Source organism: Prevotella sp. BV3P1, from assembly GCF_000479005.1.
Classification (GTDB): Bacteria; Bacteroidota; Bacteroidia; order Bacteroidales; family Bacteroidaceae; genus Prevotella.
The window spans coordinates 114,508-140,214 of record NZ_AWXC01000062.1; the positions used below are offsets into that span (position 1 = coordinate 114,508).

Below are 25,707 nucleotides of genomic sequence, written 5' to 3' on the forward strand. Positions count from 1 at the left end.
TGCACTTTTCTGTATAAATATTTTGCAAGATTATAAAATATTGTTATTTTTGCAAAAGCATAAAATAAATAAATTAAGAGAATACTTTTCGGTATGGATGTAAAAAGAGTTTATACTTTCGGCAATGGAAAAGCCGAAGGTAAAGCAGATATGAGAAATCTGCTTGGTGGCAAGGGTGCTAACCTTGCGGAAATGAATTTAATAGGCGTTCCGGTTCCTCCTGGTTTTACCATTACGACAGATGTTTGTAATGAATATTTTGACAAAGGAAGAGATGAGGTTGTTGAACTTTTAAAAGGTGACGTTGAACGTGCAGTCAAGCACATCGAAACTTTGATGAACTCAAAGTTTGGTGATTCTTCCAATCCATTGTTGCTATCAGTTCGCTCTGGCGCACGCGCCTCAATGCCTGGTATGATGGATACCATCTTGAATCTGGGATTGAATGACGATGTTGTGGAAGGCTTGGTGAAGAAAACTGGAAATGAACGTTTTGCTTATGACAGCTACCGCCGTTTTGTACAGATGTACGGCGATGTAGTTCTCGGAATGAAACCAGCGAACAAAGAAGATATCGATCCCTTTGAAGCAATCATCATGGATGTTAAGGCAAAACGTGGAGTGAAGCTTGACAATGAAATGACCGTTGATGATCTCAAGACATTGGTTGTTCGATTTAAGGATGCCATCAAGAAACAGACAGGAAAAGACTTCCCTACCGATCCCATGGATCAACTTTGGGGTGCCATTTGTTCGGTGTTTGACAGCTGGATGAACGAGCGAGCTATCTTGTACCGCAAGATGGAAGGCATACCCGCAGAATGGGGTACGGCCGTTTCAGTCATGGCCATGGTGTTTGGCAACATGGGTAACACCTCTGCCACTGGCGTATGCTTCTCCCGTGATGCAGCAACCGGTGAGAACCGTTTCAATGGAGAATATTTGGTCAATGCGCAAGGTGAAGACGTCGTTGCGGGCATCAGAACGCCGCAACAAATCACCAAAGAAGGAAGTATGAGATGGGCCAAGCAGCAGAATATCAGCGAAGAAATACGCAAATCCCAATATCCTTCCATGGAAGAAGCCATGCCGGAAATCTATGAACAGCTGAACAACATTCAAGACAAGTTGGAAAAGCATTACCATGACATGCAGGACATGGAGTTCACCGTACAAGAAGGCAAGCTGTGGTTTTTACAGACCAGAAATGGAAAACGTACAGGTACCGCTATGGTCAAGATTGCCATGGATTTGCTACATGAAGGTGAGATTGACGAAAAGACGGCACTTGAACGCTGCGAACCCAATAAGCTGGATGAACTATTGCACCCAGTATTTGATAAGCTTGCACTCAGCACAGCCAAAGTTCTCACCAGAGGATTACCCGCCTCACCAGGTGCTGCATGCGGACAAATCGTATTTTTTGCAGACGATGCTGTTAAATGGCACGAGGCTGGACATCAAGTTGTCATGGTACGTATGGAAACATCTCCCGAAGACTTGGCAGGCATGTCTGCTGCAGAAGGCATCCTGACGGCTCGTGGAGGTATGACATCACATGCTGCCGTTGTTGCCAGAGGTATGGGCAAATGCTGTGTCTCGGGCGCAGGAGCCATCAATGTAAATTATAAAGATCGCACGGTAGAAATAGATGGCATCGTTCTCCATGAGGGTGACTATATATCTATCAATGGCTCAACAGGCGAAATATACCAAGGCGAGGTGGAAACTCGTCCGGCTGAAGTTACCGGTGACTTTGCAGAGCTTATGAAACTTTGCGATAAATATACAAAGTTGGTAGTACGTACCAATGCAGACACGCCGCATGACGCTGAAGTTGCACGTAATTTTGGTGCAGTTGGCATTGGCCTTTGTCGCACCGAACACATGTTCTTTGAGAATGAGAAGATCAAGGCCATGCGAGAAATGATCTTGGCTGAAACCCAAGACGGCCGCGAGAAAGCACTCGAGAAGCTCCTACCCTATCAGAAACAAGACTTCTATGGCATATTGAAAGCGATGGACGGATATCCCGTTAACATCCGATTGCTGGATCCACCGCTACACGAATTTGTTCCTCATGATTTGGCTGGACAAGAAATCATGGCCAAGGATATGGGTGTCAGTGTGCAGCAAATTCAAAAACGTGTGAACAGTTTAAGCGAGGCCAACCCCATGTTGGGCCATCGTGGATGCCGTCTGGGCAACACCTATCCAGAGATTACCGCCATGCAGACAAAAGCTATCTTGGGTGCCGCCATTCAATTGAAGAAGGAAGGATACGACCCAAGACCTGAGATTATGGTGCCGCTGATTGGTATCGTGAAAGAGTTTGATGTGCAAGAAAAAGTAATTAGAGACACGGCTAAACAACTGTTTGACGAAGAGGGAATTGAAATACCATTCCATGTAGGAACGATGATTGAAATCCCACGAGCTGCACTTACAGCCGACTTGATTGCTGAACGCGCTGAGTACTTTAGCTTTGGAACAAATGACCTTACTCAAATGACATTTGGATATAGTCGTGATGACATTGCAAGTTTCTTACCAGTTTATTTGGAACAGAAAATATTAAAGGTAGATCCGTTCCAAGTATTAGACCAAGATGGCGTAGGACAGCTTATTAAAATGGCCGTAGAAAAAGGTCGCTCCACTCGTAAGAATCTTACATGTGGCATTTGTGGTGAGCATGGTGGTGAGCCTACATCCGTGAAATTCTGTCATAGGGTAGGTCTTAACTACGTTAGTTGTTCACCGTTCAGAGTTCCTATCGCCCGCCTAGCAGCGGCGCAGGCAGCAGTTGAGGAATAAAGCCTATTCACATTTATCAACAGCAATAGGTCAGGTAGTTGCGTGTATCTACACAAACTACCTGGCCTTAACTTAAAATCGACATGTTATCAAGATTATTTATTCTCATCCTTAGTTGTTTCTTTTTCATGAATACACAAGCTGACAATGGTGCAAAAGTGGCAACTGTCAGTATCGGTTCAGAATACCAACAAGCTCTGACGGACATTAAGGCCGAGTTTGGTGAACCTACAACCATTGACAAACAGGCTATTGAATTCAAGAATTTGACCTATCATAATTTTAAATTCGACTTAGTCATCTTTAAGTTCAAGAATGATAAATTAAATGAAGCTCGCTTTTTTATGAGAGCCAAAAACAAATTAAGCGCTGATAAAAAGGTTGAAGCCTTGTCTAAAGAGCTGGGTAAAAAACATGCACTTTCAGAAGATTATGAAGATGGCTCGTATTTCTATAAAGGCGGTTTGTCACCAAAAGGTATAGGCCACTTGTTTACCATCTCGGCAGCCAAAAGGCAAGGTGTATGGAATGCTGAATTGACTTACGGTCCATTCTAATTCATGCGTTTTACCTTTTCTTTGTGTCCATGGTAAGGATGCCGCAAAGCTACGATATAACTGTTTGATAAACGCAGGGCCACATCATATCTATTCCTGTTGGGGCCAATGCATGCAACACTAAATTTTATGAGCATATTAAATGGTCAAAAAATTTTGGGCATTGCCAAATTATTATTACATTTGCATACTCATTTAGGAAGATTGGCAGAGTGACCGAATGCGCTGGACTCGAAATCCGGTATACCCTTTTTGGGTATCGGGGGTTTGAATCCCTCATCTTCCGCCAACAAAAGAGCCTTCAAACTCATTGATTTTGCTTACCAAAGTCAATGAGTTTGAGCTTTTAAGGCAATGACTTTGCGTGTTAATAACTTAGACTTAGTGTGTTAATAGCTTAGACTTTGCGTGTTAATAGCATAGACTTTGAGCAACAATATCATTGACTTTGAGCAACAATAGCATTGACTTTGAGCACTCGTCTGTTTGGGTATACTTTTAGTACTCAAAACATAAACCAAAAAAGTTCGAGATAACATCATAGTGTTGACTCGAACTTTTTTGTTCAATTGCATCAAATTGTTTAGTTATTGATAGTACCGCCAACGATATCCAACAACTCGTTTGTAATGGCCTGCTGCCTACTCTTGTTAAACTGTAGATTGAGTGAACGAAGCAAATCATCAGCATTGTCGGTGGCTGTCTGCATGGCGACCATCCGAGTAGCATGCTCACTTGCGTTGCTATCCAGCAATGCTGTATAGAACATGAGGTGTAATTGGTTAGGTATCAAGGAACCCAATACAGTCTTAACATCAGGCTCTACAATGAAGTCATCGTTCAACGGCTTGGCATCAATCTCTTTCCTTTCAACTTTTAGATTCTTTTTTCTCAAGTATTCCTGTGCCCTTGCCGTCGTGTAAGAAGATTTCAAATCACGATCATTTCCCCATCCAATCTCCGTTGACAAGTCAATGGGCAAGAAGGTTTTACGAGTCAGAATCTGCGAACCAACACTCTTGAAGTGATGATAAATCATCTCGACCTTGTCATACTCACCGTCTAAAAACTTCTGTGCAATTTCATGAGCAATCTGTTGGCATGTCTGTGCATTAGGTTTGTCAGCCAATTCAATGAAATTTCCAGCAGACTTATACCCCATCTTTGCAACACGCTCAGCGACTTTTCGGCCGATAGGATAAATAATGATGTCGTCCTTATCAATTCCTTGACGGCGGTAATCTTCAATCGCCTGTTGCATCATTTTCAACACATTAACATTGAAACTACCGCATAGACTGCTGTTTGAAGCAAAAACCACCAGTGCCACTCTCTTCAAGTTTGGACGTTTAGCGTCAAATGGCGTGTCAGTATCTGGCGTGGAAATAAGAAATGACTTTAGAATATGTTCCAACATATTTTCGTATGGGAGCATATTCTCTACTCTTACCTGTGCATGATGAAGTTTGCTAGATGCAACCAACTTCATCGCACTTGTTATTTTCCGGGTATTCTTGACACTGGCAATACGTGTCTTTATCTCTTTGAGTGACGGCATAGGCTATGAAACTTTGTAAGAAGCTGTCACTTCGCTCATGGTTTCCTCAATGGTCTTGATGGCTTCATCTGTTAATTGGCCAGACTCAAGAAGCTGCAGTACATCCGTATGTTTGGTGCGCATAGCTTCCAAAAAGATATCTTGGCATGCGCGAACTTCTTCAAGCGGCGCCTCATGCAGCAACCCATGAACGCCACAATATAGAATGGCAACTTGCTCACCCACTGGAACAGGACTGTATTGTGGCTGAATCAACAACTGATTGTTCTTTCTGCCTCGATCCAGTGTCATCGCTGTAACGGAATCCATGTCACTGGAGAACTTGGAGAATGCTTCAAGCTCACGATACTGTGCTTGATCAATTTTCAAGGTTCCCGCAACTTTCTTCATGCTCTTGATCTGAGCACTACCACCGACACGTGACACAGAGATACCCACATTGACGGCAGGTCGGAAACCTTGATTGAAGAGATTCGACTCAAGGTAAATCTGTCCATCAGTAATAGAGATAACATTGGTAGGAATATAGGCTGACACATCACCTGCCTGGGTTTCAATAATTGGCAAGGCTGTCAGCGAACCACCACCCTTAACATGCCCCTTCAGGCACTCAGGCAAGTCGTTCATCTGCTCGGCTACCTCTTGCTGGTCATTGATGCGGGCAGCCCGTTCCAACAATCTTGAGTGTAGATAAAACACATCACCTGGATAAGCTTCACGTCCAGAAGGACGACGTAGAATCAGTGAAATCTCGCGATAAGCAACAGCCTGTTTAGATAAATCATCGTATACCACAAGAGCTGACTCCCCTCGATCGCGGAAATATTCACCGATGGCAGCACCTGCAAACGGCGCATAGTATTGCATGGCAGCTGGATCTGCTGCCGTGGCAGAAACAATGATGGAGTAAGGTAAAGCGCCATGTTCTTTTAATGTCTGAACAAGGTTTGCAACAGTAGATGCTTTTTGGCCAATGGCTACGTAAATGCAGTAAACGGGTTTGCCGGCATCATAAAAGCTCTTCTGGTTGATAATAGTGTCAACCGCAATAGCAGTTTTACCAGTTTGACGGTCACCAATAATCAACTCACGTTGTCCTCTACCGATTGGAATCATCGAATCAACAGATTTCAATCCCGTTTGCAGCGGTTCTTTCACGGGTTGTCTATAAATAACGCCCGGAGCTTTACGATCCAACGGCATCTCAAACGAGTCTGTCATATCCAGTTCGCCCAATCCGTCAATAGACTCACCAAGAGGGTTGATGACACGTCCAAGCATGTTGTCATTCACGCGGATAGATGCGATGCGATGGGTACGCTTCACAACCATCCCCTCCTTAATGGAAGATGTTGCTCCTAAAAGAATACAACCAACGTTATCTTCCTCCAGGTTCATCACAATTGCCATCACGCCATTCTCAAACTCGAGCAACTCGTTAGCTTCGGCGTTCTGCAAACCATAGACACGGGCCACACCATCCCCCACGTTAAGTACGGTACCAGTTTCATCAAATTGATTGTCCGAGCTGATACCTCTTAGTTGTTGAAGTAGTACGTCTGACACTTCGCTTGGTTTTATTTTGTCTGACATTTTATCTTTTCTTTTTAATTTATTTCTTAAGCTCTTTCAGAATATTGTTCAATTTTGTTTGAACACTGGCATCCATACGGTAAGAATCATATTCAAGGATAAAGCCTCCTATGATGTCTGGGTCGACTTCTGTTTGGAATTCAACCGTACCTTGAGACTTCCTTTGAACCATCTGTTTCATTTTCTGCTCCACCTCTGACGTAACTGTTGTTGCAGTAATCAATCGTCCACTGATGATGTTGTTCTGTTTTCGATAGAGCGTAATATAAGATGTGGCCATCATCTGGATGACATTCTCTCTGCCTTCTTGTAGAACCAGCTGGATGAATCTCGCTGTCAATTCAGACAGATTCTTCCCACAAGCAACTTGCAAAAGTGCTTGCTTTTTGTTCTTTTCAAGCATCGGATTGTCAATCGTAGGACGCAGTTCAGGTACACGGTTATACTGATCAGCAAGAGTTATCATCTCCTGATAAACCTTGTCTTCCAGGTTCAGCTCCATCGCACATTTTAAAAGCGCCCTTGCATATCTGACTGATATTACACCTATAGCCATATCCTTCTACTCGTTATTTTTACCAACAGAAATGTCATTCAGCAGTTTGTTGATTAACTCCATTTGACTCTCATTCGAAGAAAGTTTCTCGCGAACAATCTTTTCTGCCACCTGAATGGAAATCTCAGCTACCTGTGTGCGAATGTCGCGAATGGCATTTTGCTTTTCTGCTTCTATTTCAGCCTTTGCCTCATTGAGCAATCTGGAACCTTCATTTGTAGCTTTCTCCTGAGCTTTCACAACAATCGCATCGCGAGTATCCGCCGCATCCTTCAATATTTGTGCCTGCTTTTCTCTCGCATTCTGGAGCATGGTTTCCCCTTCTTTCTGTATGTTTGCAAGTCTTTCATTGGCCTCATGGGCCTTTCTCAAGCTGTCGTCAATGAATTCCTTTCGGCTATTCACCATATTGACAATCGATGGAAAGCCCCATTTCCATAAGATGGCCAATACAATAATAAAGACGACGGCCATCCAGAAAAACAATCCAAAATCAGGAGTTATTAATGACATAAGCTATTATTAATTTCTTGTTAATCAGTTGAATGTGTACATTATACATCGCCAGATGGCAACACAAATGCCATCTGTTATTTCAACTTCTATACAAACAATGCTAGCAGAGCAATGATGATCGAAAGGAATGCTGCACCTTCAATCAATGCGGCTGCAATAATCATGGAAGAACGCAAGTCACCCATCTTCTCTGGCTGACGTGCCATAGCATCCATGGCATTACCACCAATGCGTCCGATACCGATACCAGCACCAATTACAGATATACCACCGCCAACTGCGGCACCTAATTTTGCGACAGCATCTGCTGCTAATAATAATGATAACATAGTCGTTTTAATTTTAAGTTATTATTTTAATATATTTCAATTTCTATTCTATAGAGGCACTGTGTTCCTTGACATGAGCGAGAGAGATGAAGACTGCGCTCAACATGGTAAACACTAATGCTTGGATATAGCATACCAACAGTTCCAGCAACATCATGAAGATGCTCATCAGGACACTGACAACAGTCATCAAAGTGCCTGATACTGGGTTAATGGCAAACATGATAAAGATGATGCAGGCAAACGATATGGCAATGGCATGGCCAGCCATCATGTTGGCAAACAATCGAATCATCAAGGCCAGAGGCTTTGTGAGGATTCCAAAGAACTCGATAAAAGGCATCAAAGGAATCGGTGCCTTCATCCACAAAGGGACGTCCGGCCAGAAGATTTCTTTCCAATATGCTTTCGTTCCTGTTAAGTTCGTTACCAAGAAAGTGCATAGAGCCAAGAAGAAAGTACAGGTGATATTTCCCGTAAGGTTACCTCCTCCTGGCGGAAAAGGTATGACACCCATAAAGTTGGAGATGAGGATGAAGAAAAAACAGGTCAACAGGTATGGAGCATACTTATCAGCTTCCTTACCCAGTGTCGGTTTAATTACATCATCATATACAGACATGACAAACATGTGCACCATCCCCGTAAATCCTCCTGGAGCTGGGTCACTCGGCTTATGTTTGCGACACCATCTGGAAGGAATCAGTATACAGAGCAGTAAGATAATGGCATTGATAAACAGAATGACAACAGTTTTGGTGATAGATATATCGAAAGGACGGACCTCTTCTCCATTCACCATCTCGCAAATCTTATTCTCGTGTACCTCGTTGTTTGCAATATACAAGCCATAAGGACCTGGCCTGTTACCTTGTTCATTGGGCTCATGTGCAAATTCATTACTGCAAAAAACATGCCATCCTGTCGAACTTTTGACGATAATCGGCAGATGCAACACGATTGGCTTGCCCATAAAGTCAGTTATGTGCCACTCGTAGGAGTCTTTAATATGGCCCATCAAAATCTCCTCCAAGTCAATATTTTCCTTTTCCTGGTTTGCAGCCATCGCTGGAGAAAGAACCAGAAACAGGGTCAACAGACAGAAGATATGTTTGATATATTTCATTTCTTAATGCTTATTTGATTCTTCTTCTCTACGCGTGAAAAATAGGTTGCATCATAAATCACCATCGCTAAATAGTAAATTGTGAACATAGCTGCGAATGCAATAACTTGCTCTCTGGCTCGAACGATGAAACAATACACCAGAACCACTAATATTCCCAAAAAGAACTTCACGGCCATGGCTGTCAAGTAAAAGCCCGTCAGCTTCGTTGGAGATGCCTTCGCTGTTTTCTTCCATAAAGCAGCATAGACGAGAGTTGTGGTTAAAAAATACAGCACACACACCACCAGTCCTGTCAGCATCGGTGTGTTGGAAGTGATTTGTATAGCTAATAAGAAACCCAGCATGAATCCTGCAATGATCCATAAACTAACTTTCTTATATTGTTTAACCACAGAATCAATCATGAACTTTCCGTTTATTATACTTCCACACAAAGTGAAACGTTGTTCTGCTTAACCTCAACGAAGCCACCCAGAATATCTATTTTCTGCTTTTGCTGATGTGTTTTATACTCCACCACTCCCTTTTCCAAAGAAGAGATAATTGGAGCATGGTCCGTCAAGATTTCAAAGCTTCCCAATGTTCCAGGCACCAGGACGCTTTCAACCTCACCATCAAACACCACCTTTTCAGGAGAAACAATTCTAAGATGCAACATATTTCTCTTTCTGTTTTGTGATTATCCCTGTGCTGCCGCAAGCAGTTTCTTACCTTTTTCAATGGCATCTTCTATGGTACCCACGTTCAGGAATGCCTGTTCTGGCAGGTCATCAACCTCACCATCAAGAATCATATTGAATCCCTTGATGGTGTCTTCAATGGAAACCATCACACCTTTCACGCCTGTAAACTGTTCGGCCACCGTAAATGGTTGTGACAAGAAGCGTTGTACGCGACGCGCACGGTTCACAATTTGTTTATCCTCATCAGACAACTCATCCATTCCCAGAATGGCAATGATGTCTTGCAGTTCCTGATAGCGTTGCAAAATTTGTTTTACTCTTTGCGCACACTCATAATGTTCCTTACCAACGATCAATGGATCGAGGATGCGCGAGGTTGATCCTAAGGGGTCTACAGCTGGGTAAATACCCAACTCTGTAATCTTACGACTCAACTCGGTCGTGGCATCCAAGTGTGTAAAAGTAGTGGCAGGAGCAGGGTCTGTCAAGTCGTCTGCCGGCACATAAACAGCCTGCACGGATGTGATAGATCCCCTTTTGGTTGATGTGATGCGCTCTTGCATCACGCCCATTTCAGAAGCCAAGGTTGGTTGATAACCCACAGCCGATGGCATACGACCCAGCAAAGCAGATACTTCAGAACCTGCCTGAGTGAATCGGAAGATATTGTCAACGAAGAACATGATGTCTGCATGCTCACCATGACCGGCAACGCCCTTGTCACGAAACTCCTCGGCAACGGTCAAACCAGACAAGGCAACCGATGCACGGGCCCCGGGTGGTTCGTTCATCTGTCCATACACAAGTGTAGCCTGTGATTGTTTCAATGCTTCAGGATCAACCAATGACAAATCCCACTTGCCTTCATCCATGGCCTTGCGGAACTTCTCACCATATTTAATCACTCCCGATTCTATCATGTCCCGAATCAAATCATTGCCTTCACGCGTACGCTCACCAACACCAGCAAAGACCGAATAGCCATTGTGACCTTTGGCGATGTTGTTGATCAATTCCATAATTAACACCGTCTTGCCCACGCCGGCACCACCGAACAATCCGATTTTTCCACCTTTCATATAAGGTTCCAGCAAGTCTATCACTTTAATGCCGGTTGCCAACATTTCTTTGTGAGTGGACAAATCCTCAAACTTTGGAGGTTCTCTATGGATTGGATATGAGTTGTCCATGTTCAACGCGTCCATTCCATCAATCGCCTGTCCTACCACATTCATCATTCTACCCTTGATCTGTTCTCCAGAGGGCATGGTGATGGGGCTTCCTGTAGGAACAACTTCCATTCCACGTTGCAACCCATCGGTATTATCCATGGCTACACAACGAACCGTGTCTTCGCCTATGTGTTGCTGAGTTTCGATAATCAGCTCCGTTCCATCTTGGCGTTTGATTTTTAGAGCATCATAGATTTTTGGGAGCACTTTGTCTGAATCTTGCCCTTTGGTGTCAAAATAAACATCGATGACAGGCCCAATAATCTGAGAAATATGTCCGGTTATCTGTGACATGATTTTATGTTTTATATCAATATTTTTCTAAATTATATTTAAACTTAACCACTGCAAATATACGAAATACTTTGTATAGCTCATCGGCTCCACCGATTTATTAACAATACGAAATGGTATATTAACATATATTACATCAGATAGTATCTATTAAATGCTCAATTCATCAAGAACTTTGATGAGTTTTCGGTCAAATGGCTTATCGCTTCTGATAGCTTCTACCAGCGGAATGTAATCTATCTCGTTGTTTTTTACACCTATCATAATATTGCGTTGCCCTTGCAAGATTGCCTCAACGGCCGATACGCCTGTTCTACTTGCCAAGATTCTATCATGCGCAGAGGGGCGGCCTCCACGCTGCAGATGACCTAAAATGGTGACACGAACATCATATCCGGGAAACTCTTTCCTTACACGATCTGCGTAATATAACGCACCACACTTTGGACTTTCACTCACGATGACGATGCACGAGCGTTTTGATTTACGTATACCCCGCTCCATGAAATGTCCCAATTGGTCCACGTCTGTATTATCTTCGGGTATGATGGCAGCTTCCGCACCCGATGCAATGGCACTGTTTTGTGCCAAGAAACCGGCATCACGCCCCATCACCTCTACAAAGAAGATACGCTCATGGCTCTGTGCCGTGTCCCTAATTCGGTCTACGCACTCGACAATCGTGTTCAAGGTTGTGTCATATCCAATGGTGGAATCCGTACCATACAAGTCGTTGTCGATTGTACCTGGCAGGCCAATACAACGTACGTCGTATTCTTTGCCAAACTCCATGGCACCCCTCAACGAACCATTTCCACCAATCACAATCAATGCGCCTATCTGATGTTTCTTAACATTTTCATAAGCCTTCTTTCGTCCTTCAGGTGTCATAAACTCTAAAGATCGTGCTGTTTTCAAGATTGTGCCGCCCGACATGATGATACCACTCACGTTTTCGGTCGTAAAATCCTTGATTTCGTCGTTGATCAGACCATCAAATCCTTTGTAGATACCTTTAATTTTAAAGCCATTACAGATGCCTGCGCGCGTTACCGCACGGATGGCTGCATTCATTCCCGGAGCATCTCCACCAGAGGTCAAAACTCCTATTGTTGTTATATTATTCATACCTCAAAAAAAATGTTTCATAAAAAGACATATAAAGCCAGATAGCCCAACACGGTTCCCACCAATGCTTTCCATCCTATATTTCGCAAATACCAGCCCACTCGGATGCGTTCAGCCTTGACCAAGGCCAACCCACTCATCGATCCAATGGCCAAGATGTTACCAGCAACGGCTGATGTGTATCCCACTATTTTCCAATATACTCCGTCTTGTGCGAATGCTGAAAGGGAAGCTGACGTACGAAAATCTTCCACTGCATGAAGCGACAGCATGCCCATTCCTGTGGCAAAGTTGTCTAAGATGATGCTCACCAGCCCTCCCACTGCGCCCAACAGCCAAACATTCTGCATTCCTCGATCCAACAAAAGGGTAAACCGCTGCAAGAATCCTGTTTCCTGTAAAACACCTACAGCCAGCATGATGCCCATCACAAAGAGCATCATTTGCAGTACACCGTATTGAAGCACGCGTGGCATGCGGCGCTGTATCATCTGTTCTTCATTCATCAATCGATGGTTGAACAATTCGTTGACAACCCAAAGAACGGACAGCACGCAGAGCGCTCCGAGGAATGGACTCAAACGGGTGATATTGTTAAACGAGGGGATAAACCACAACCCACCAATGCCGATGAACAGCATCAACAATCGTTGCCACACGTTGAGATTGGTGTCATCGCCACGATAGGGCATCACAATCCACTCGGTCTGCATCCGTTCAGGCAACATCCGCCCCACCCAATAGGTTGGCAGGATCCATGCGATGAGGCATGGAATGAGTAGCGACAGCGAATAGTTGGTTGGTGTAACGGCGCCCTGGTTCCACAGTACCAGTCCCATAGGGGCGCCGATGACCGTCAACGCTCCCCCACAATTGGCAGCCAAGACGATGACCGAACCATAAATCATGCGGTATCGCCTGCTTGGAATAATCTTGTGCATGATGGTTAGCATCATGACCGTGGTGGTGAGGTTGTCCAGATTGGCCGAGATGATGAACGTCACAACGGCCAGCCTCCATAATATTTTCTTGCTGCTACGCGTCTTCAACAATTGGCTGATAAAATCAAAGCAGCCATTATTGCTCAAAATCTCCACAATTGTCATCGTAGCCAATAAGAAAAGAACAATCTCGGAGGCATGACCCACATGCTTAAGAAACACGTTGCGGGCAATGAACTCTTTGACGTGTATTCCCGTAGATTCTGCTCCGTCCAAGAAACGAACATAGTCGGTAGCGTGTCGGCTCATCACAAAATCAGTACCGTAACCAACGTACAAAACCCATCCCACTGTTCCTGCAAAGATGGCAACAGCAGCTTTATTGACGTTCGTCTTGCTTTCTGTAGCTATCAAGAGAAAGCAGACTGCTAAAATACTGACAATGATGGGTGTCATGATAAAGCGACTTAATCACCGCAAAGGTACTAAATATAATATGAATAAAACAAAACAATTGCATGATTTTTCCATTAAAATATCAAAACTGTTTTGTATGTGAAAACAGGCTTACCATTGTTGTTTAGAACAACGCTTAATGTGAATTCATGAGAATCAGATTAACATACCCGTTTGAAGCGAAATCCCTCGTCGGCTACAAACTCGGCTCTTTTGTGGGCAAATTCGCCAGTTTATCACCTGATGTTATACCTAAATTTTATGCACATTCGGAAGCAATATGCCATGTTCCATAAAGACTGTTTGGCAAGCGCATGAAGCATGTCCGACAAAGTCATTGACTGTAATGCCCCAAAGTCATTGACTTTAACGGGTAAAGTCATTGACTTTGGACCGCAAAACCAATGCTTTTAGATGGGTATCATAATCCACTATTTATCAACAGCTTACCTATACATCTTTTCACGAAAAAGGCACAGAGCGTAAACCCTGTGCCTCTGTTTGTTTTCCAATAAGAATGGCGTTCTGCTTGTCGACGCGCTTAATCTTCCTCTGGTGTGATGAGCTTATAGCCCTTGCCGTGGATGTTGATGATTTCAATCTGGTCGTCATCCTTCAAGTGCTTGCGCAACTTTGTGATGTAAACGTCCATAGAACGGGCGTTGAAATAGTTATCGTCTATCCAGATTGTCTTCAAAGCAAAGTCACGCTGCAGTATTTCGTTCGCATGAGAGCAGAGCAAGGACAGCAACTCGTTCTCCTTGGTAGTCAACTTTGTTTGCTTGTCACCGATGGTGAGCAACTGCTTCTGCGTATCGAACACAAACTTGCCAATTTTATAAACAGTAGCTTCCTTGTTTTTCTTACCACGCACACGGCGCAAGATGGCCTCAACACGCAACACAAGCTCCTCCATAGAGAATGGTTTGGTGATGTAATCATCGGCACCTATCTTGAATCCCTCGAGGATATCTTCCTTTAAAACTTTCGCTGTGAGGAAGATAATGGGCATGTCTGCGTTGGCCTGGCGTATTTCCTGAGCCAGGGTGAACCCGTCTTTCTTAGGCATCATCACATCCAGGACACAGATGTCAAACTTGTCCTTCAAGAACTCTCTATAGCCAGCCTCACCGTCTGGGCATAATGTTGCGGCATAACCCTTAGCCTGCAAATACTCACGAAGCAGCATTCCTAAATTCTCATCATCTTCACACAATAGAATTTTTATTTTCTCTTCCATAGTCTTGTATTTATTAATGAATAATTATTAATCTTTAATGACGGGGAGTTTGATTGTAAACTTAGTCCCCTTTCTGTACTCACTGTCAACGGATATCTCACCATCGTGCAGTTCCACAATCTGCTTGACATAAGCCAATCCCAGCCCAAATCCTTTCACATCGTGCACATTCCCTGTATGGACTCGGTAGAACTTCTCGAAAACTTTCTTCAAATTTTCTTTCTTGATGCCCAGTCCTGTGTCGCGAATTGACAGATACAAATGCTCACCATCGTTCCAAGTAGCCATGTAGATGTCCAGCGGCTGATCGGGTTTTCCGTACTTCACGGCATTGTCCATCAGGTTGAAGATGGCGTTTTGGAAGTGCACTTCGTCAACGTAAATGGTAGAGTCAACGGCACCTATGTCCGTATATATCCTTCCTCCGGTATGTTCAACACGCAATGAGAACGAATGGGCAATGCTCTCAACCATCTCGTTGAGGTCCAATTCCTTCTTCTTGAACACGGTTTTCTTGCGATCGAACATGGACATCTGCAACACCTTCTCAACCAAAAACCGCAGACGCTTGGTCTCTTCTTGTATCACCCCACCAAGATGGTTCATCATAGACTCGCTCTTGGTCAGGCTCTTGTCATTCAACATCTGCGCAGCCAACGAGATACTGGCGATTGGTGTCTTCAACTCGTGCGTCATGTTGTTGATGAAATCGTTCTTAATCTCAGTATACCGTTTCTGTCTGAACACCACTACGATGGTGAAAATAAACGTCACCAGCAGAATGAAGGTGAAGACAATGACTGGCATCATGAACCTTACAGAAGAGAAGATGTAGCTATTCATGTCGGGGAAGTGCACCTTCACCACTCCCATTTTCGATGCGGGGTCGTTGCGGAACAGCACCTGCGAATAGGTATACTCCTCTCCTTTCTCGGAATAATCGGAGCATCTGTACACCTCGCGCCCATCCTGTGTTGTCACACGGAAGTGATATGGGATGTTAATGCCATTGTTCATCAGTTCCGACTTGAGGTCTTGATCCAGCAATTTGAAGTTGATTCGCTCTTTCAGTGGCTTGTCCGAAGCTGAGTATAAGATGGAGTAAACCACCTCGTCGAGTAAAGCTTTCTGGTAAACGTACCGGTTTTTGACGATCTCCTGCAACGACTTAGAAGCCTCTGACAGAGAGTTTTTGTCGTTCTGCAAAATCATTCCTTTGGGCATCTGCGAGGGTTTTACCGTGATGGTCTTCAACTCAAAGGCCGAATACATGGTTCCATCCTTGCCCGTAACCGAGAATTGGTGAGACTCTTGCAACGTACCGTCAGGTTTTCCTGAACGAGTTCCTATCGAGTCTTGTATATAAGCTCGCCGTTCTGTCTCGTTCACATCCTTCTGTAGGTAGCGCCACGTCTCGTTGTATTCCAAGTTGCGTGATGCCTGATTCAAGGCTCTGTTGACCGATTCGTCAAACTGTTCCTTCTTCATGTCGGCCATTTCCTGAAAGTATTTCAACTGCAGGAAAAGCAACACCAGGAACGAAAGCCCCATGATTGTCGAGATAATCCAAATTGTTCTCTTCTTCATATATCACAAAGATATATAATTTTCTTAATTGCTTAACAATAGGCTGTTAAATATTTCTCTATTATTATCGATAATTAACGAATTATATATTTATAATTATGTATATAAAATTATAAAACAAAATTATCAAGAATGAGTATTAATCTTGTGAACTCTTCAAACAGAAAAGGTGTGACATGGCGAACCACATCACACCTTTAACTTGTAAAATAACGGTTTATTCTTCCTCATTTGCGAGCTCAGCCTCATGCTCTTCAATAAGCTTCGTCTGCAAATCGTTTGGTACTAACTCGTAACTTGAGAACTTGGTCGTGAACGATGCACGTCCGCCAGTCAGCGAACTCAACGAGATGGAGTAACTGGACAATTCTTTCAATGGTATCTTGGCAGACAGTTTTTGGTATCCTGCCTCGCTGTCCATTCCCATAATCAATGCGCGACGGCCTTGCAAATCGCTCATCACATCGCCCATGTAGTCAGCAGGAACATACACTTCCAAATCATAAATTGGTTCAAGAATCTTAGGACCTGCAGCCTTGAACGCCTGTGAGAAGGCATGACGCGCAGCCAAAGTAAACGATAACTCATTGGAATCTACCGGGTGCATCTTGCCATCGTAAACCACAACACGAACATCACGCGCATAACTTCCGGTCAATGGTCCATGCTCAATGCAGTCCATTACACCTTTCAGGATGGCGGGCATGAAACGCAAGTCGATGGCACCACCAACCACGGAGTTGATGAATACCAACTTACCACCCCACTCTAAGTCGATTTCCTCCTTGCTCTTGATGTTCATCTTGAACTCCTGACCGTTAAATTTGTAAACCGTTGGGTCAGGCATACCTTCGGCATAAGGTTCCACAATCAGATGAACTTCACCAAACTGGCCTGCACCTCCCGATTGCTTCTTATGTCGATAGTCGGCTCTGGCTTGCTTGGTAATGGTTTCGCGGTAAGGTATTTTGGCTTCCACAAAGGTCACTGGCAGCTTCTCATTGTTCTCCAAACGCCATTTCAAGGTACGCAAGTGGAACTCACCTTGTCCGTGAACAATGGTCTGGCGCAATTCTTTCGACTGCTCAACCACCCATGTCGGATCTTCTTGGCGCATCTTCAGCAAGGCGGCCATCACCTTTTCTGTGTCAGCTGAATTAACAGCTTTGATGGCACGACTGTACTTTGAATTAGGATATTTGATGAAGTCGAAACGCCACTCACAATCCTTTCCATTCAACGTATTCCCCGTTTTAACATCCTTCAATTTAACCGTGCATCCTATATCGCCTGCGTTCAGCTGGTCTACAGCTATACGGTTGGCACCCGCACAAGCATACAATTGGCCAATACGCTCTTTCGATCCGCGGTCTGCATTGGTCAAATCATCGCCCGACTTCACGCTACCACTCATGACCTTGAAATAAGATACCTCACCAATATGCGGCTCCATTCCGGTCTTGAAGAAGTAAAGTGACGTGGGACCTTGTGCATCTAGAGCCACTTCCTCACCGCGTGTATTGTGAATTTTCGGCATTTCACTCACAAAAGGAACAACATTTCCTAAGAACTCCATCAGTCTACGTACACCTTTATCCTCACCAGCGCAAACACAGAATACAGGGAAGATGCTGCGCGTAACAAGTCCCTTACGGATTCCTTCACGCAATTCGTCCTCACTAAGTTTCTCTTCTTCGAAAAATTTCTCCATCAAACTATCATCATTCTCAGCTGCTGCTTCTACGAGTTGTCTATGCAGTTCCATGGCTTTTTCCATCTGGTCTTCTGGGATATCCTCAATAATGGGCATTCCACCTTCAGCCTTCCACGAATACTTCTTCATCAACAGCACGTCAATGATTTCGTTAAAGTTGGCTCCTGTCTCCACTGGATATTGTATTTGAACACACTTGGAGCCATAAATATCTTTCATGGTATTGATGACAGCATCATAATCACATTTGTCTGAATCAAGCTGATTAATCAAGAAAATGACGGGCTTTTTCAGTTTTTCCGTGTATCTAAAGTTGTTCTGCGTGCCCACTTCTGGTCCATATTGCCCGTTGATGAGAATCACAGCTTGGTCAGTTACGTTCAAAGCAGTGATGGCTCCACCCACAAAGTCATCCGAACCGGGACAGTCAATGATGTTCAGTTTCTTGTTATTCCATTCCACATGGAATACGGTAGGGAACACCGAATAGCCATATTCCTGCTCAACTGGAAAATAATCACTGACGGTATTTTTGGCCTCTACTGATCCACGGCGCTTGATGATACCACTGCCAAACAGCATACTCTCGGCAAGTGTGGTCTTGCCGCTACCCGCACTGCCAAGCAATGCGATGTTTTTAATTTCGTTCGTTTGATATACTCTCATAACGGTTATAGATTTTAAAAAGGGTTAGTATTACGTTGTTTAAGATTATGCCGTCTAAGTTAGGCATTTTTTGAATAAAGACAAAAGTATTATAGAAAAAATATAACATATTTAAATCAAATTAGTACTTTTGCATGAAAATAGTCCATACCCATGGCTGGCTTGTACATACACATTCCTTTTTGCGCCAGTCGCTGCATTTATTGTGGCTTCTACTCCACCACGCTCCTTGGTGTACGCCAACAATATGTAGATGCTTTGTGCCGAGAGATGCAGCTAAGACGCCATTACCTGCCCACGACAGAAGACACAGGTGCTGTTCCTCAGCCACTTATTTCCACCATATATTTAGGTGGAGGTACCCCTTCTCAACTCACTCCTGCACAACTTCAACAGATTTTCAGTACCATCGTCACGGTTTTCTTTCATGGAGATGATACGCTGATGCGCACCCATTGTGAAGTAACCATGGAGTGTAATCCCGACGATATCACCCCGGCATTTGTTCAATTCCTACAACATTCGCCTGTAAACCGAGTGAGCATGGGTGTACAATCATTCAGCAACGAGCGATTGAAGTTTCTTCACAGGCGTCATCATGCGGAAGATATTTCTCCTGTCGTGCAGCAACTTCGAAGCATAGGCATTGACAACATCAGTGTAGATTTGATGTTTGGCTTTCCCAACCAAACACTCGACGAATGGAAACTGGACATCCAAAAGGCCCTTGCGCTACTGGTTGAGCACATCTCGGCTTACAGTTTGATGTACGAAGAGGGCACACCACTCTACCAACTACTAAGAAATAATAAGGTGAAAGAAATTGATGACGAACTTTCTTTGACCATGTATCAAACTTTAGTGGATGAGCTGAAAGCTTCGGGATATGAACACTACGAAATCAGCAACTTTGCTAAACCGGGTAAACGGAGCCAACACAACAGCAGTTATTGGCACGCCATACCCTATCTGGGCATCGGTGCGTCGGCCCACTCGTACGACATTCAATCGCGACAGTGGAACGTTTCCAACATCAAGAAATACATCTCATCCATCGAAGAAGGTGAGATTCCTTTTGAACGCGAATGGCTTGACGACGATACCCGCTACAACGACTTGATAACAACCGCACTGAGAACATCGGAAGGCATCAACCTCTCAACACTCACTCCTAAGCACAGGACGTATCTTTTACAACAAGCAGAAAAGCAAATCACCCAGAACCTCTTGGAGATTCGGGGCGACTCAATCCGTTTGACGACACAAGGACTGTATGTGAGCGATGCCGTCATGGCTGATTTAATCTACGCTTAAAAGCTTCGTATGCCTGTGCTTTGACCTCTTTTTCCACCTCATCCAACGGACGATGGCCAGAAACAGCTGACTTAACCCAGACACATACCAAGAATACGACAATGACAGCTCCCGCAGAGGCCAACCATTTCAGCACCTCGCTCTCACTCCTGACCACGTTGAACGTCAGGATTCCCACCACCACAGGCAAGGCCCAAAGCAGCCAATCGAAGCCCGTTCGCATCTTATAGCTTTCTTCTATCTCCCGATACTCTTTGTTTTTTGCCAGAAGTTCACGGCGGTTTTCCAGCCAATAACGCTCAAAGTCCCCCTCTATCATGCTTCTTCCTCCTCGGCTCGCTTAGGCAACACCAAGTTGAGTACTACGCCCGTAATGGCACTCAGGCCAATACCACTCATCTTGGTCAGTTCGCTTTCACCACCAGGAAGCAAAAAGAAGATCAAGGTACTTAAAGCAATACCACCTATTATAATAAGCAGCACTTTTACCAAACCTTGCTTCATGGCATTGGCATAAACCAAACAACTAACCATGAGAATGCCGATGATTACGCCACGCAGACTGAAATCGAGCATCGCACCACCAATTCCCAGCGTCAAAGTCACCGACACGATAATAATGTTGCGTTGATTGTTGAGATTCACTTTGTGCTGAATCAGATTTTGAACACCCACACTGGCAATGGTTCCAAACAGCAACAGCATGATTCCTCCCAGTACTGCTTGCGGAATACTCTGCAACAGAGCACTCAGCTTTCCAATCACAGAGAACACGATAGCCGTCAATGCTGCGATGCGGATGACCTGCGGATGGGTCACTTTAGTAATCTGCATGGCACCCGTCACCTCCGAGTAAGTGGTCACGGGAGGGCCACCAAAGAAGGCTGCCGCAAGACATGCCAACCCATCACCCAACATGGTGCGGTGCAAACCCGGCTCTTTCACGAAGTCTTTGTCAGCCACTGCGTTCACCACATACACGTCGCCGATGTGCTCTATCACCGGTGCAATGGCAACAGGAATCATGTAGATGAATGGCTTCCAAGCAAACTCGGGCCAATGAAAATGGGCCAATGAGCCGGGCAAGGCAAACCACGATGCCTCATGCACTTTCGTGAAATCCACTTCACCCATCAGGGAAGCGACGATGAATCCAACCACAATGCCACACACGATGGGTACTAATTTAATCAAACCCTTGCCGAGTGTCAGCACAAGGATGGCCGTCACCAAAGATACAAAGGCCAACGCCCAGTTCTCTTTGGCCATGTTCACGGCCGATCCCGACAAAGACAAACCAATGAGGATAATCACCGGACCGATGACAACGGGCGGGAACAACCGATCCAGGAGTTTCCTTCCCTGCCACTTAATCAATGCACTCATCACAAAATAAACCAGGGCCACGCCAGCGATACCAGCCAACGTACCAGCCATGCCCCACATCTTGGAGGCCTCAATGATAGGTGCGATGAAAGCAAAGCTTGATCCTAAGAAAATAGGTACCTTCCCTTTCGTTACCAAATGAAAGATGAAAGTACCTATACCAGCGGTAAACAATGCGGTTGCCGGATCCAAACCTACCAACAATGGAACTAAAACGGTTGCACCGAATGCGACAAAGAGAAATTGCACTCCCACAATTCCCTTACGTAAAGGAGTTAATTCAATGGTATTCATCATGCAGGCAAAATTACAAATTAATATCGAATTGTGAATAAAAAAACAAGAAATGATTGCTACAGTGCAAGAAAATGAATATCTTTGTCTTGGTCAATCGTACCTTGTACGGTTTGTACAACACCTCTTGCTTCATCTGAGATGACGAACATCAATAACAAAACATACTTTATGAAAATCAGGAATTTACTTTTACTCGCCTTGATTGTCTTCGGCCAAGTGACGTTACAGGCGCAAGACGACATCAAACTAATCGTTGGAACCTATACCAATGGTACCAGCAAAGGCATTTACTCCTTTAATTTCAATCAATCCACCGGACAGGCTACACCTCTCGACACACTTGAACTGCAGAACCCCTCTTTCCTGACACTCGCCTCAGACGGCACAATGATTTATGCCGTAAGCGAAAACCATGACGAGTCGGCAGCGGTCAATGCCATCACGTTTGACAAGACAACGGGACAAATGCAGCTGCAAAGTTCGTTCCTCACCAAGGGCGAAGATCCTTGCTATGTGGAGACCAACGGCAACCTGTTGCTGACGGCCAACTATTCGGGAGGCTCCATGAGCGTGTTCCCCTTGAACGTAGACGGGTCGCTCTCAGCCATGTCGCAACAATTCAAAGGCTCGATAGGTGGACCAAACCCTGAGCGTCAACAAGCGCCACACGTTCATTGCGCACGATTCCTTCCCGATGGAAATGGCGTTATTGCCACCGATTTCAGTGCCGACCAACTGCTGCGCTTCGAACTGGAAGACATGAAATCACTGGGCAACGCCAAGGTTACCGCACAGCTATCCAAAGGTTCAGGACCTCGCCATATCGCCTTCAGCACCGACAGCAGGTATGTTTATGTGATGAGCGAACTGTCTGGAGCGGTTACTGCATACCAATATAACTTTGGCAATATGAAGAAAATACAGGAGATACAGTCTGATGAAGTGGGCGCACAAGGCGGCGCAGACATTCACGTTTCACCCGACGGCAGGTTCTTGTATACCAGTAACCGACTGAAAAACGACGGCATTACCATCTTCAAAATCAATCAAAAAACAGGCTTGTTGACGAAGATAGGCTATCAGCGAACAGGCATCCACCCACGTCATTTCAACATTACACCCAACGGACGGTTCTTACTTTGCGCCTGTCGCGACGACAACACCATTCAGGTTTTCCGCATCAACAGTGCTAATGGCTTACTGACCGACACGCATCAGAACATTTCAGTGGATAAGGCGGTGTGCGTACAGTTCTACCCCATCGTGATGCAACCTGACATCCAGGGCGACGGTGTGTTCAGGGTAATCGAGGTGACAAAATAAGTTTGTCTATTCATCTGTCAAAAACCATCATCCCTCTTCTGACCTATTTTTGTCCGTATAAATGACAAAAAAAATGGCCATCGTAAAATGATGAAATAGAAAAAAACAATAGGCAAACGATACGCCTACATGACGTTCATTTTCAACAAATAGGTTGTTTTAGCAGAAAGTCATTGAGATAGTGCGACAATATCATACATATTGTCGCCCTATCTGTATGCTATTGCGACTCAAAACCATTGTTTTTTCACCGCTTTTCTTGGCTTTTTTGGGAAAAATCGGGGGTAAAAAGCCTGTGTTTTCCATACTTAATCCCGTAACACCCTGATTCACTTTCATTTATACAAATCGACCATATTTTGCGTATTTGCATCGAACTGCAGGGTTGCTTGCAAATAAGCCAAGCAGAGAAGCATGTTTGTAAAAATCTTTCTCACACGATAGTAGAATTTTCCTATGCAAATAATGTATCTACTCCCCTCCCCCTCGGGGAGGGGTCGGGGGAGAGGCTCTATCTTCTATCTCTTCCAAATAATATAGATAATCACCGGTGCGCCAATCAATGGAGTTACGGCATTGAGTGGCAAGATGCCTTGCGAACCGGGCAACACGCAAACAAGTTGGCACAAAAGAGCAATCAACGCCCCCATGGTCATGGTGACGGGAAGCAGTTGAAGATGGTTGTCGGTGCCCATCACAAGACGCGCCAAGTGAGGAACGGCAAGCCCGATGAATGCCACCGGACCGCAATATGCAGTGGTGACGGCCGTAAGCCAGCCCGTAATCACCAAGAGCCAACTGCGCACCGCGCGCACGTTTACACCCAAGTTGCGCGCGTATGTTTCGCCCAGCAACAGCGCATTGAGGGGTTTGATCAGCAAAACGGAGCCCACTAACCCTACCACAACCGCACCTGTAAACATGGGCAGTTGCGACAACGACACGCCGCCGAAGTTGCCCATGCCCCACACGGTGAATGATTTCACGCCCTCCTGGGAGGCGAAAAAGTTGAGAAGAGCGATGGCAGACGAGGCCAAATAACCAATCATCATGCCGATAATGAGCAGCATCACACTGCTTTTCACCCACTGGGCGAACATGAAAATGATGCCTGTCACGGCCATGGCACCCACAAACGCAGCCAACAAGACAGCCCATGCCCCACCCACGCTAAACAAAGCCGTGGACACACTGCCGCCCAGCAACAGCATAACGAGGGCCACGCCCAATGCGGCCCCGCTGTTGATGCCAAAGATAGAAGGGCCTGCCAAGGGATTTTGAAACGACGTTTGCAACAGCAAACCAGAGGTGGAGAGTGCGGCCCCGCACAGCAACGCCGTGAGGGCTTGCGGCAAACGCGATTGGAGAATGATGAATTGCCAACTTGGTTTGCCCACATCTTGTCCAGTCAAAATAGCCAACACATCCTGCGTAGGTATCGAAACGCTACCTACCAACAAGTTGAGCATCAGCAAAAGGCAGATGCAAAACGATAAAGCCAAACTCAAAACGATGGTATTGTTCTTTGTCATACCCAAAGGGCAAAGTTAGTTAAAAAGTGGGATAAAATAGCTAACTTTGCACACTGAATAAAGAAACAGGATATGGAAAATCAGTTTACCCGAACCGAAATGCTCTTTGGCACCGCTGCCTTAGAAAAGCTAAGCCAATCGCACGTCATGGTTTTTGGCGTGGGCGGCGTGGGCAGTTATGTAGTGGAAGTACTGGCACGCAGCGGAGTTGGAGAAATCAGTTTGGTAGATAACGACGAGGTAAGCCACTCGAACATCAACCGACAGCTGGTGGCATTGCATTCAACCCTCGGGCAAAAGAAGGTGGAGGTGGCGCGAAAGCGCATCTTAGACATCAACCCCCACTGCAAAGTGCATGCGCATGCGCTGTTTTATTTGCCGGAAACAGCGCATGAAATTGACCTGTCAGCTTGCGATTATGTGGTAGATTGCATTGATACCATGGCCGCCAAACTGGAGATTATCAAACAATGTGACGCGCTGCACATACCCATGATTGCCTGTATGGGGGCAGCCAACAAGATGGATGCCACTCGTTTTAAGGTGACAGATATCAGCAAAACGCAGATGGATCCGCTGGCAAAGGTTATCAGAAAGAAACTCAGAAAGTTGGGAATTGCCCACCTCAAGGTGGTTTATAGTGACGAAGAGCCCCGTAAGCCGTTCCCCATAGCGCCAACCAATGAGGACTCATCAACCCCAGAACCCGCATCATCAGCGTCAATAGTTACTAACAAAAAACGGTCTGTACCAGCCAGCAATGCGTTTGTTCCTGCCGCCGCAGGACTGATTGTTGGGGGTGAAGTGGTAAAAGATTTGTGTGGTTTGTAGCTTAGATTCAGGAGTTAGCGGGAGTAAAAAG

22 protein-coding genes and 1 tRNA gene are annotated in these 25,707 nt (G+C 44.9%); 6 read left to right on the top strand and 17 right to left on the bottom strand.

Translation table 11 applies throughout. The features are described 5' to 3' along the window. The first annotated feature begins 93 nt into the window (after window positions 1–93). The 3 genes from ppdK (at window position 94) to HMPREF1254_RS11220 (ending at window position 3,660) form a co-directional block, all read left to right on the top strand. Complete coding sequence (gene ppdK / locus HMPREF1254_RS11210; protein WP_023058793.1) at window positions 94–2,814, top strand: pyruvate, phosphate dikinase; 2,721 nt, start codon at window positions 94–96, stop codon at window positions 2,812–2,814. 83 nt (window positions 2,815–2,897) lie between these two features. Next, a complete protein-coding gene (locus HMPREF1254_RS11215) occupies window positions 2,898–3,371 on the top strand; it encodes a hypothetical protein (RefSeq protein ID WP_023058723.1) in 474 nt (157 codons plus the stop codon). 198 nt (window positions 3,372–3,569) lie between these two features. Beyond that, a tRNA-Ser gene (locus HMPREF1254_RS11220) sits at window positions 3,570–3,660 on the top strand. A gap of 294 nt (window positions 3,661–3,954) precedes the next feature. Here HMPREF1254_RS11220 and HMPREF1254_RS11225 read toward each other — a convergent pair. The 14 genes from HMPREF1254_RS11225 to HMPREF1254_RS11290 all read right to left on the bottom strand — a co-directional run bounded on the left by HMPREF1254_RS11225 (window position 3,955) and on the right by HMPREF1254_RS11290 (window position 18,993). Further along, window positions 3,955–4,929, bottom strand: a complete 975-nt coding sequence (locus tag HMPREF1254_RS11225; protein ID WP_023058734.1) for a F0F1 ATP synthase subunit gamma — start codon at window positions 4,927–4,929, stop codon at window positions 3,955–3,957. 3 nt (window positions 4,930–4,932) lie between these two features. Next, complete coding sequence (gene atpA, locus HMPREF1254_RS11230) at window positions 4,933–6,522, bottom strand: F0F1 ATP synthase subunit alpha (protein ID WP_023058825.1); 1,590 nt, start codon at window positions 6,520–6,522, stop codon at window positions 4,933–4,935. A 19-nt stretch (window positions 6,523–6,541) separates the two neighbouring features. Further along, window positions 6,542–7,078 carry a F0F1 ATP synthase subunit delta gene (locus HMPREF1254_RS11235; protein ID WP_023058828.1) on the bottom strand — a complete coding sequence of 179 codons (537 nt, stop codon included), beginning with the start codon at window positions 7,076–7,078 and terminating at the stop codon, window positions 6,542–6,544. A 6-nt stretch (window positions 7,079–7,084) separates the two neighbouring features. Next, window positions 7,085–7,591, bottom strand: a complete 507-nt coding sequence (atpF, locus tag HMPREF1254_RS11240; protein WP_023058822.1) for a F0F1 ATP synthase subunit B — start codon at window positions 7,589–7,591, stop codon at window positions 7,085–7,087. A gap of 89 nt (window positions 7,592–7,680) precedes the next feature. Then, window positions 7,681–7,923, bottom strand: coding sequence for an ATP synthase F0 subunit C (gene atpE, locus HMPREF1254_RS11245; protein ID WP_023058810.1), 243 nt, complete (start codon window positions 7,921–7,923; stop codon window positions 7,681–7,683). Window positions 7,924–7,966: 43 nt separating this feature from the next. After that, window positions 7,967–9,049 carry a F0F1 ATP synthase subunit A gene (atpB, locus tag HMPREF1254_RS11250; protein WP_023058811.1) on the bottom strand — a complete coding sequence of 361 codons (1,083 nt, stop codon included), beginning with the start codon at window positions 9,047–9,049 and terminating at the stop codon, window positions 7,967–7,969. Beyond that, window positions 9,046–9,456: a hypothetical protein gene (locus HMPREF1254_RS11255; protein WP_023058703.1), complete on the bottom strand. Its 411-nt coding sequence runs from the start codon at window positions 9,454–9,456 to the stop codon at window positions 9,046–9,048. Before HMPREF1254_RS11255 ends, atpB begins: the two co-directional genes overlap by 4 nt. A 14-nt stretch (window positions 9,457–9,470) precedes the next feature. Beyond that, complete coding sequence (gene atpC / locus HMPREF1254_RS11260) at window positions 9,471–9,710, bottom strand: ATP synthase F1 subunit epsilon (RefSeq protein WP_023058775.1); 240 nt, start codon at window positions 9,708–9,710, stop codon at window positions 9,471–9,473. Window positions 9,711–9,731: 21 nt separating this feature from the next. Beyond that, window positions 9,732–11,261 carry a F0F1 ATP synthase subunit beta gene (gene atpD, locus HMPREF1254_RS11265; RefSeq protein ID WP_023058800.1) on the bottom strand — a complete coding sequence of 510 codons (1,530 nt, stop codon included), beginning with the start codon at window positions 11,259–11,261 and terminating at the stop codon, window positions 9,732–9,734. Between the two features lie 150 nt (window positions 11,262–11,411). Next, on the bottom strand, window positions 11,412–12,389 hold the full coding sequence (gene pfkA, locus HMPREF1254_RS11270; RefSeq protein WP_023058744.1) for a 6-phosphofructokinase: 978 nt from the start codon (window positions 12,387–12,389) through the stop codon (window positions 11,412–11,414). A 17-nt stretch (window positions 12,390–12,406) separates the two neighbouring features. Beyond that, window positions 12,407–13,786, bottom strand: a complete 1,380-nt coding sequence (locus tag HMPREF1254_RS11275; protein WP_023058700.1) for an SLC13 family permease — start codon at window positions 13,784–13,786, stop codon at window positions 12,407–12,409. 541 nt (window positions 13,787–14,327) lie between these two features. After that, window positions 14,328–15,026, bottom strand: coding sequence for a response regulator transcription factor RprY (rprY, locus tag HMPREF1254_RS11280; protein WP_023058787.1), 699 nt, complete (start codon window positions 15,024–15,026; stop codon window positions 14,328–14,330). Window positions 15,027–15,053: 27 nt separating this feature from the next. Continuing rightward, window positions 15,054–16,613: a sensor histidine kinase gene (locus HMPREF1254_RS11285; protein ID WP_023058714.1), complete on the bottom strand. Its 1,560-nt coding sequence runs from the start codon at window positions 16,611–16,613 to the stop codon at window positions 15,054–15,056. Window positions 16,614–16,830: 217 nt separating this feature from the next. After that, window positions 16,831–18,993, bottom strand: coding sequence for an elongation factor G (locus HMPREF1254_RS11290; RefSeq protein WP_023058756.1), 2,163 nt, complete (start codon window positions 18,991–18,993; stop codon window positions 16,831–16,833). Between the two features lie 153 nt (window positions 18,994–19,146). On the opposite strand from HMPREF1254_RS11290, the gene hemW reads away from it, so the two are divergent. Continuing rightward, window positions 19,147–20,307, top strand: coding sequence for a radical SAM family heme chaperone HemW (hemW, locus tag HMPREF1254_RS11295; RefSeq protein ID WP_023058765.1), 1,161 nt, complete (start codon window positions 19,147–19,149; stop codon window positions 20,305–20,307). Here hemW and HMPREF1254_RS11300 read toward each other — a convergent pair. After that, a complete protein-coding gene (locus HMPREF1254_RS11300; RefSeq protein WP_023058718.1) occupies window positions 20,282–20,626 on the bottom strand; it encodes a hypothetical protein in 345 nt (114 codons plus the stop codon). The genes hemW and HMPREF1254_RS11300 overlap by 26 nt on opposite strands. Beyond that, window positions 20,623–21,987 (bottom strand): uracil-xanthine permease family protein, encoded by a 1,365-nt coding sequence (locus HMPREF1254_RS11305; RefSeq protein WP_036878193.1) that lies wholly within the window; start codon window positions 21,985–21,987, stop codon window positions 20,623–20,625. Before HMPREF1254_RS11305 ends, HMPREF1254_RS11300 begins: the two co-directional genes overlap by 4 nt. A 171-nt stretch (window positions 21,988–22,158) precedes the next feature. On the opposite strand from HMPREF1254_RS11305, the gene HMPREF1254_RS11310 reads away from it, so the two are divergent. After that, a complete protein-coding gene (locus HMPREF1254_RS11310) occupies window positions 22,159–23,313 on the top strand; it encodes a lactonase family protein (protein WP_023058746.1) in 1,155 nt (384 codons plus the stop codon). A 518-nt stretch (window positions 23,314–23,831) separates the two neighbouring features. On the opposite strand, the gene HMPREF1254_RS11315 is transcribed toward HMPREF1254_RS11310, so the two are convergent. Continuing rightward, window positions 23,832–24,845 (bottom strand): iron ABC transporter permease, encoded by a 1,014-nt coding sequence (locus HMPREF1254_RS11315; protein WP_023058760.1) that lies wholly within the window; start codon window positions 24,843–24,845, stop codon window positions 23,832–23,834. A gap of 72 nt (window positions 24,846–24,917) precedes the next feature. Between HMPREF1254_RS11315 and HMPREF1254_RS11320 the strand changes: the two genes are divergently transcribed. Next, the gene (locus HMPREF1254_RS11320; protein ID WP_023058772.1) at window positions 24,918–25,676 is read left to right on the top strand and encodes a tRNA threonylcarbamoyladenosine dehydratase; all 759 of its coding nucleotides are present in this window, start codon (window positions 24,918–24,920) and stop codon (window positions 25,674–25,676) included. Window positions 25,677–25,707: the final 31 nt, after the last annotated feature.

What these genes read in the sequence shown, in the direction of transcription:
- ppdK (WP_023058793.1), top strand. Translation starts at nt 94, where the DNA reads ATGGATGTAAAAAGAGTTTATACTTTCGGCAATGGAAAAGCCGAAGGT.
- HMPREF1254_RS11215 (WP_023058723.1), top strand. Translation starts at nt 2,898, where the DNA reads ATGTTATCAAGATTATTTATTCTCATCCTTAGTTGTTTCTTTTTCATG.
- HMPREF1254_RS11225 (WP_023058734.1), bottom strand. Translation starts at nt 4,929, where the DNA reads ATGCCGTCACTCAAAGAGATAAAGACACGTATTGCCAGTGTCAAGAAT.
- atpA (WP_023058825.1), bottom strand. Translation starts at nt 6,522, where the DNA reads ATGTCAGACAAAATAAAACCAAGCGAAGTGTCAGACGTACTACTTCAA.
- HMPREF1254_RS11235 (WP_023058828.1), bottom strand. Translation starts at nt 7,078, where the DNA reads ATGGCTATAGGTGTAATATCAGTCAGATATGCAAGGGCGCTTTTAAAA.
- atpF (WP_023058822.1), bottom strand. Translation starts at nt 7,591, where the DNA reads ATGTCATTAATAACTCCTGATTTTGGATTGTTTTTCTGGATGGCCGTC.
- atpE (WP_023058810.1), bottom strand. Translation starts at nt 7,923, where the DNA reads ATGTTATCATTATTATTAGCAGCAGATGCTGTCGCAAAATTAGGTGCC.
- atpB (WP_023058811.1), bottom strand. Translation starts at nt 9,049, where the DNA reads ATGAAATATATCAAACATATCTTCTGTCTGTTGACCCTGTTTCTGGTT.
- HMPREF1254_RS11255 (WP_023058703.1), bottom strand. Translation starts at nt 9,456, where the DNA reads ATGATTGATTCTGTGGTTAAACAATATAAGAAAGTTAGTTTATGGATC.
- atpC (WP_023058775.1), bottom strand. Translation starts at nt 9,710, where the DNA reads ATGTTGCATCTTAGAATTGTTTCTCCTGAAAAGGTGGTGTTTGATGGT.
- atpD (WP_023058800.1), bottom strand. Translation starts at nt 11,261, where the DNA reads ATGTCACAGATAACCGGACATATTTCTCAGATTATTGGGCCTGTCATC.
- pfkA (WP_023058744.1), bottom strand. Translation starts at nt 12,389, where the DNA reads ATGAATAATATAACAACAATAGGAGTTTTGACCTCTGGTGGAGATGCT.
- HMPREF1254_RS11275 (WP_023058700.1), bottom strand. Translation starts at nt 13,786, where the DNA reads ATGACACCCATCATTGTCAGTATTTTAGCAGTCTGCTTTCTCTTGATA.
- rprY (WP_023058787.1), bottom strand. Translation starts at nt 15,026, where the DNA reads ATGGAAGAGAAAATAAAAATTCTATTGTGTGAAGATGATGAGAATTTA.
- HMPREF1254_RS11285 (WP_023058714.1), bottom strand. Translation starts at nt 16,613, where the DNA reads ATGAAGAAGAGAACAATTTGGATTATCTCGACAATCATGGGGCTTTCG.
- HMPREF1254_RS11290 (WP_023058756.1), bottom strand. Translation starts at nt 18,993, where the DNA reads ATGAGAGTATATCAAACGAACGAAATTAAAAACATCGCATTGCTTGGC.
- hemW (WP_023058765.1), top strand. Translation starts at nt 19,147, where the DNA reads ATGGCTGGCTTGTACATACACATTCCTTTTTGCGCCAGTCGCTGCATT.
- HMPREF1254_RS11300 (WP_023058718.1), bottom strand. Translation starts at nt 20,626, where the DNA reads ATGATAGAGGGGGACTTTGAGCGTTATTGGCTGGAAAACCGCCGTGAA.
- HMPREF1254_RS11305 (WP_036878193.1), bottom strand. Translation starts at nt 21,987, where the DNA reads ATGAATACCATTGAATTAACTCCTTTACGTAAGGGAATTGTGGGAGTG.
- HMPREF1254_RS11310 (WP_023058746.1), top strand. Translation starts at nt 22,159, where the DNA reads ATGAAAATCAGGAATTTACTTTTACTCGCCTTGATTGTCTTCGGCCAA.
- HMPREF1254_RS11315 (WP_023058760.1), bottom strand. Translation starts at nt 24,845, where the DNA reads ATGACAAAGAACAATACCATCGTTTTGAGTTTGGCTTTATCGTTTTGC.
- HMPREF1254_RS11320 (WP_023058772.1), top strand. Translation starts at nt 24,918, where the DNA reads ATGGAAAATCAGTTTACCCGAACCGAAATGCTCTTTGGCACCGCTGCC.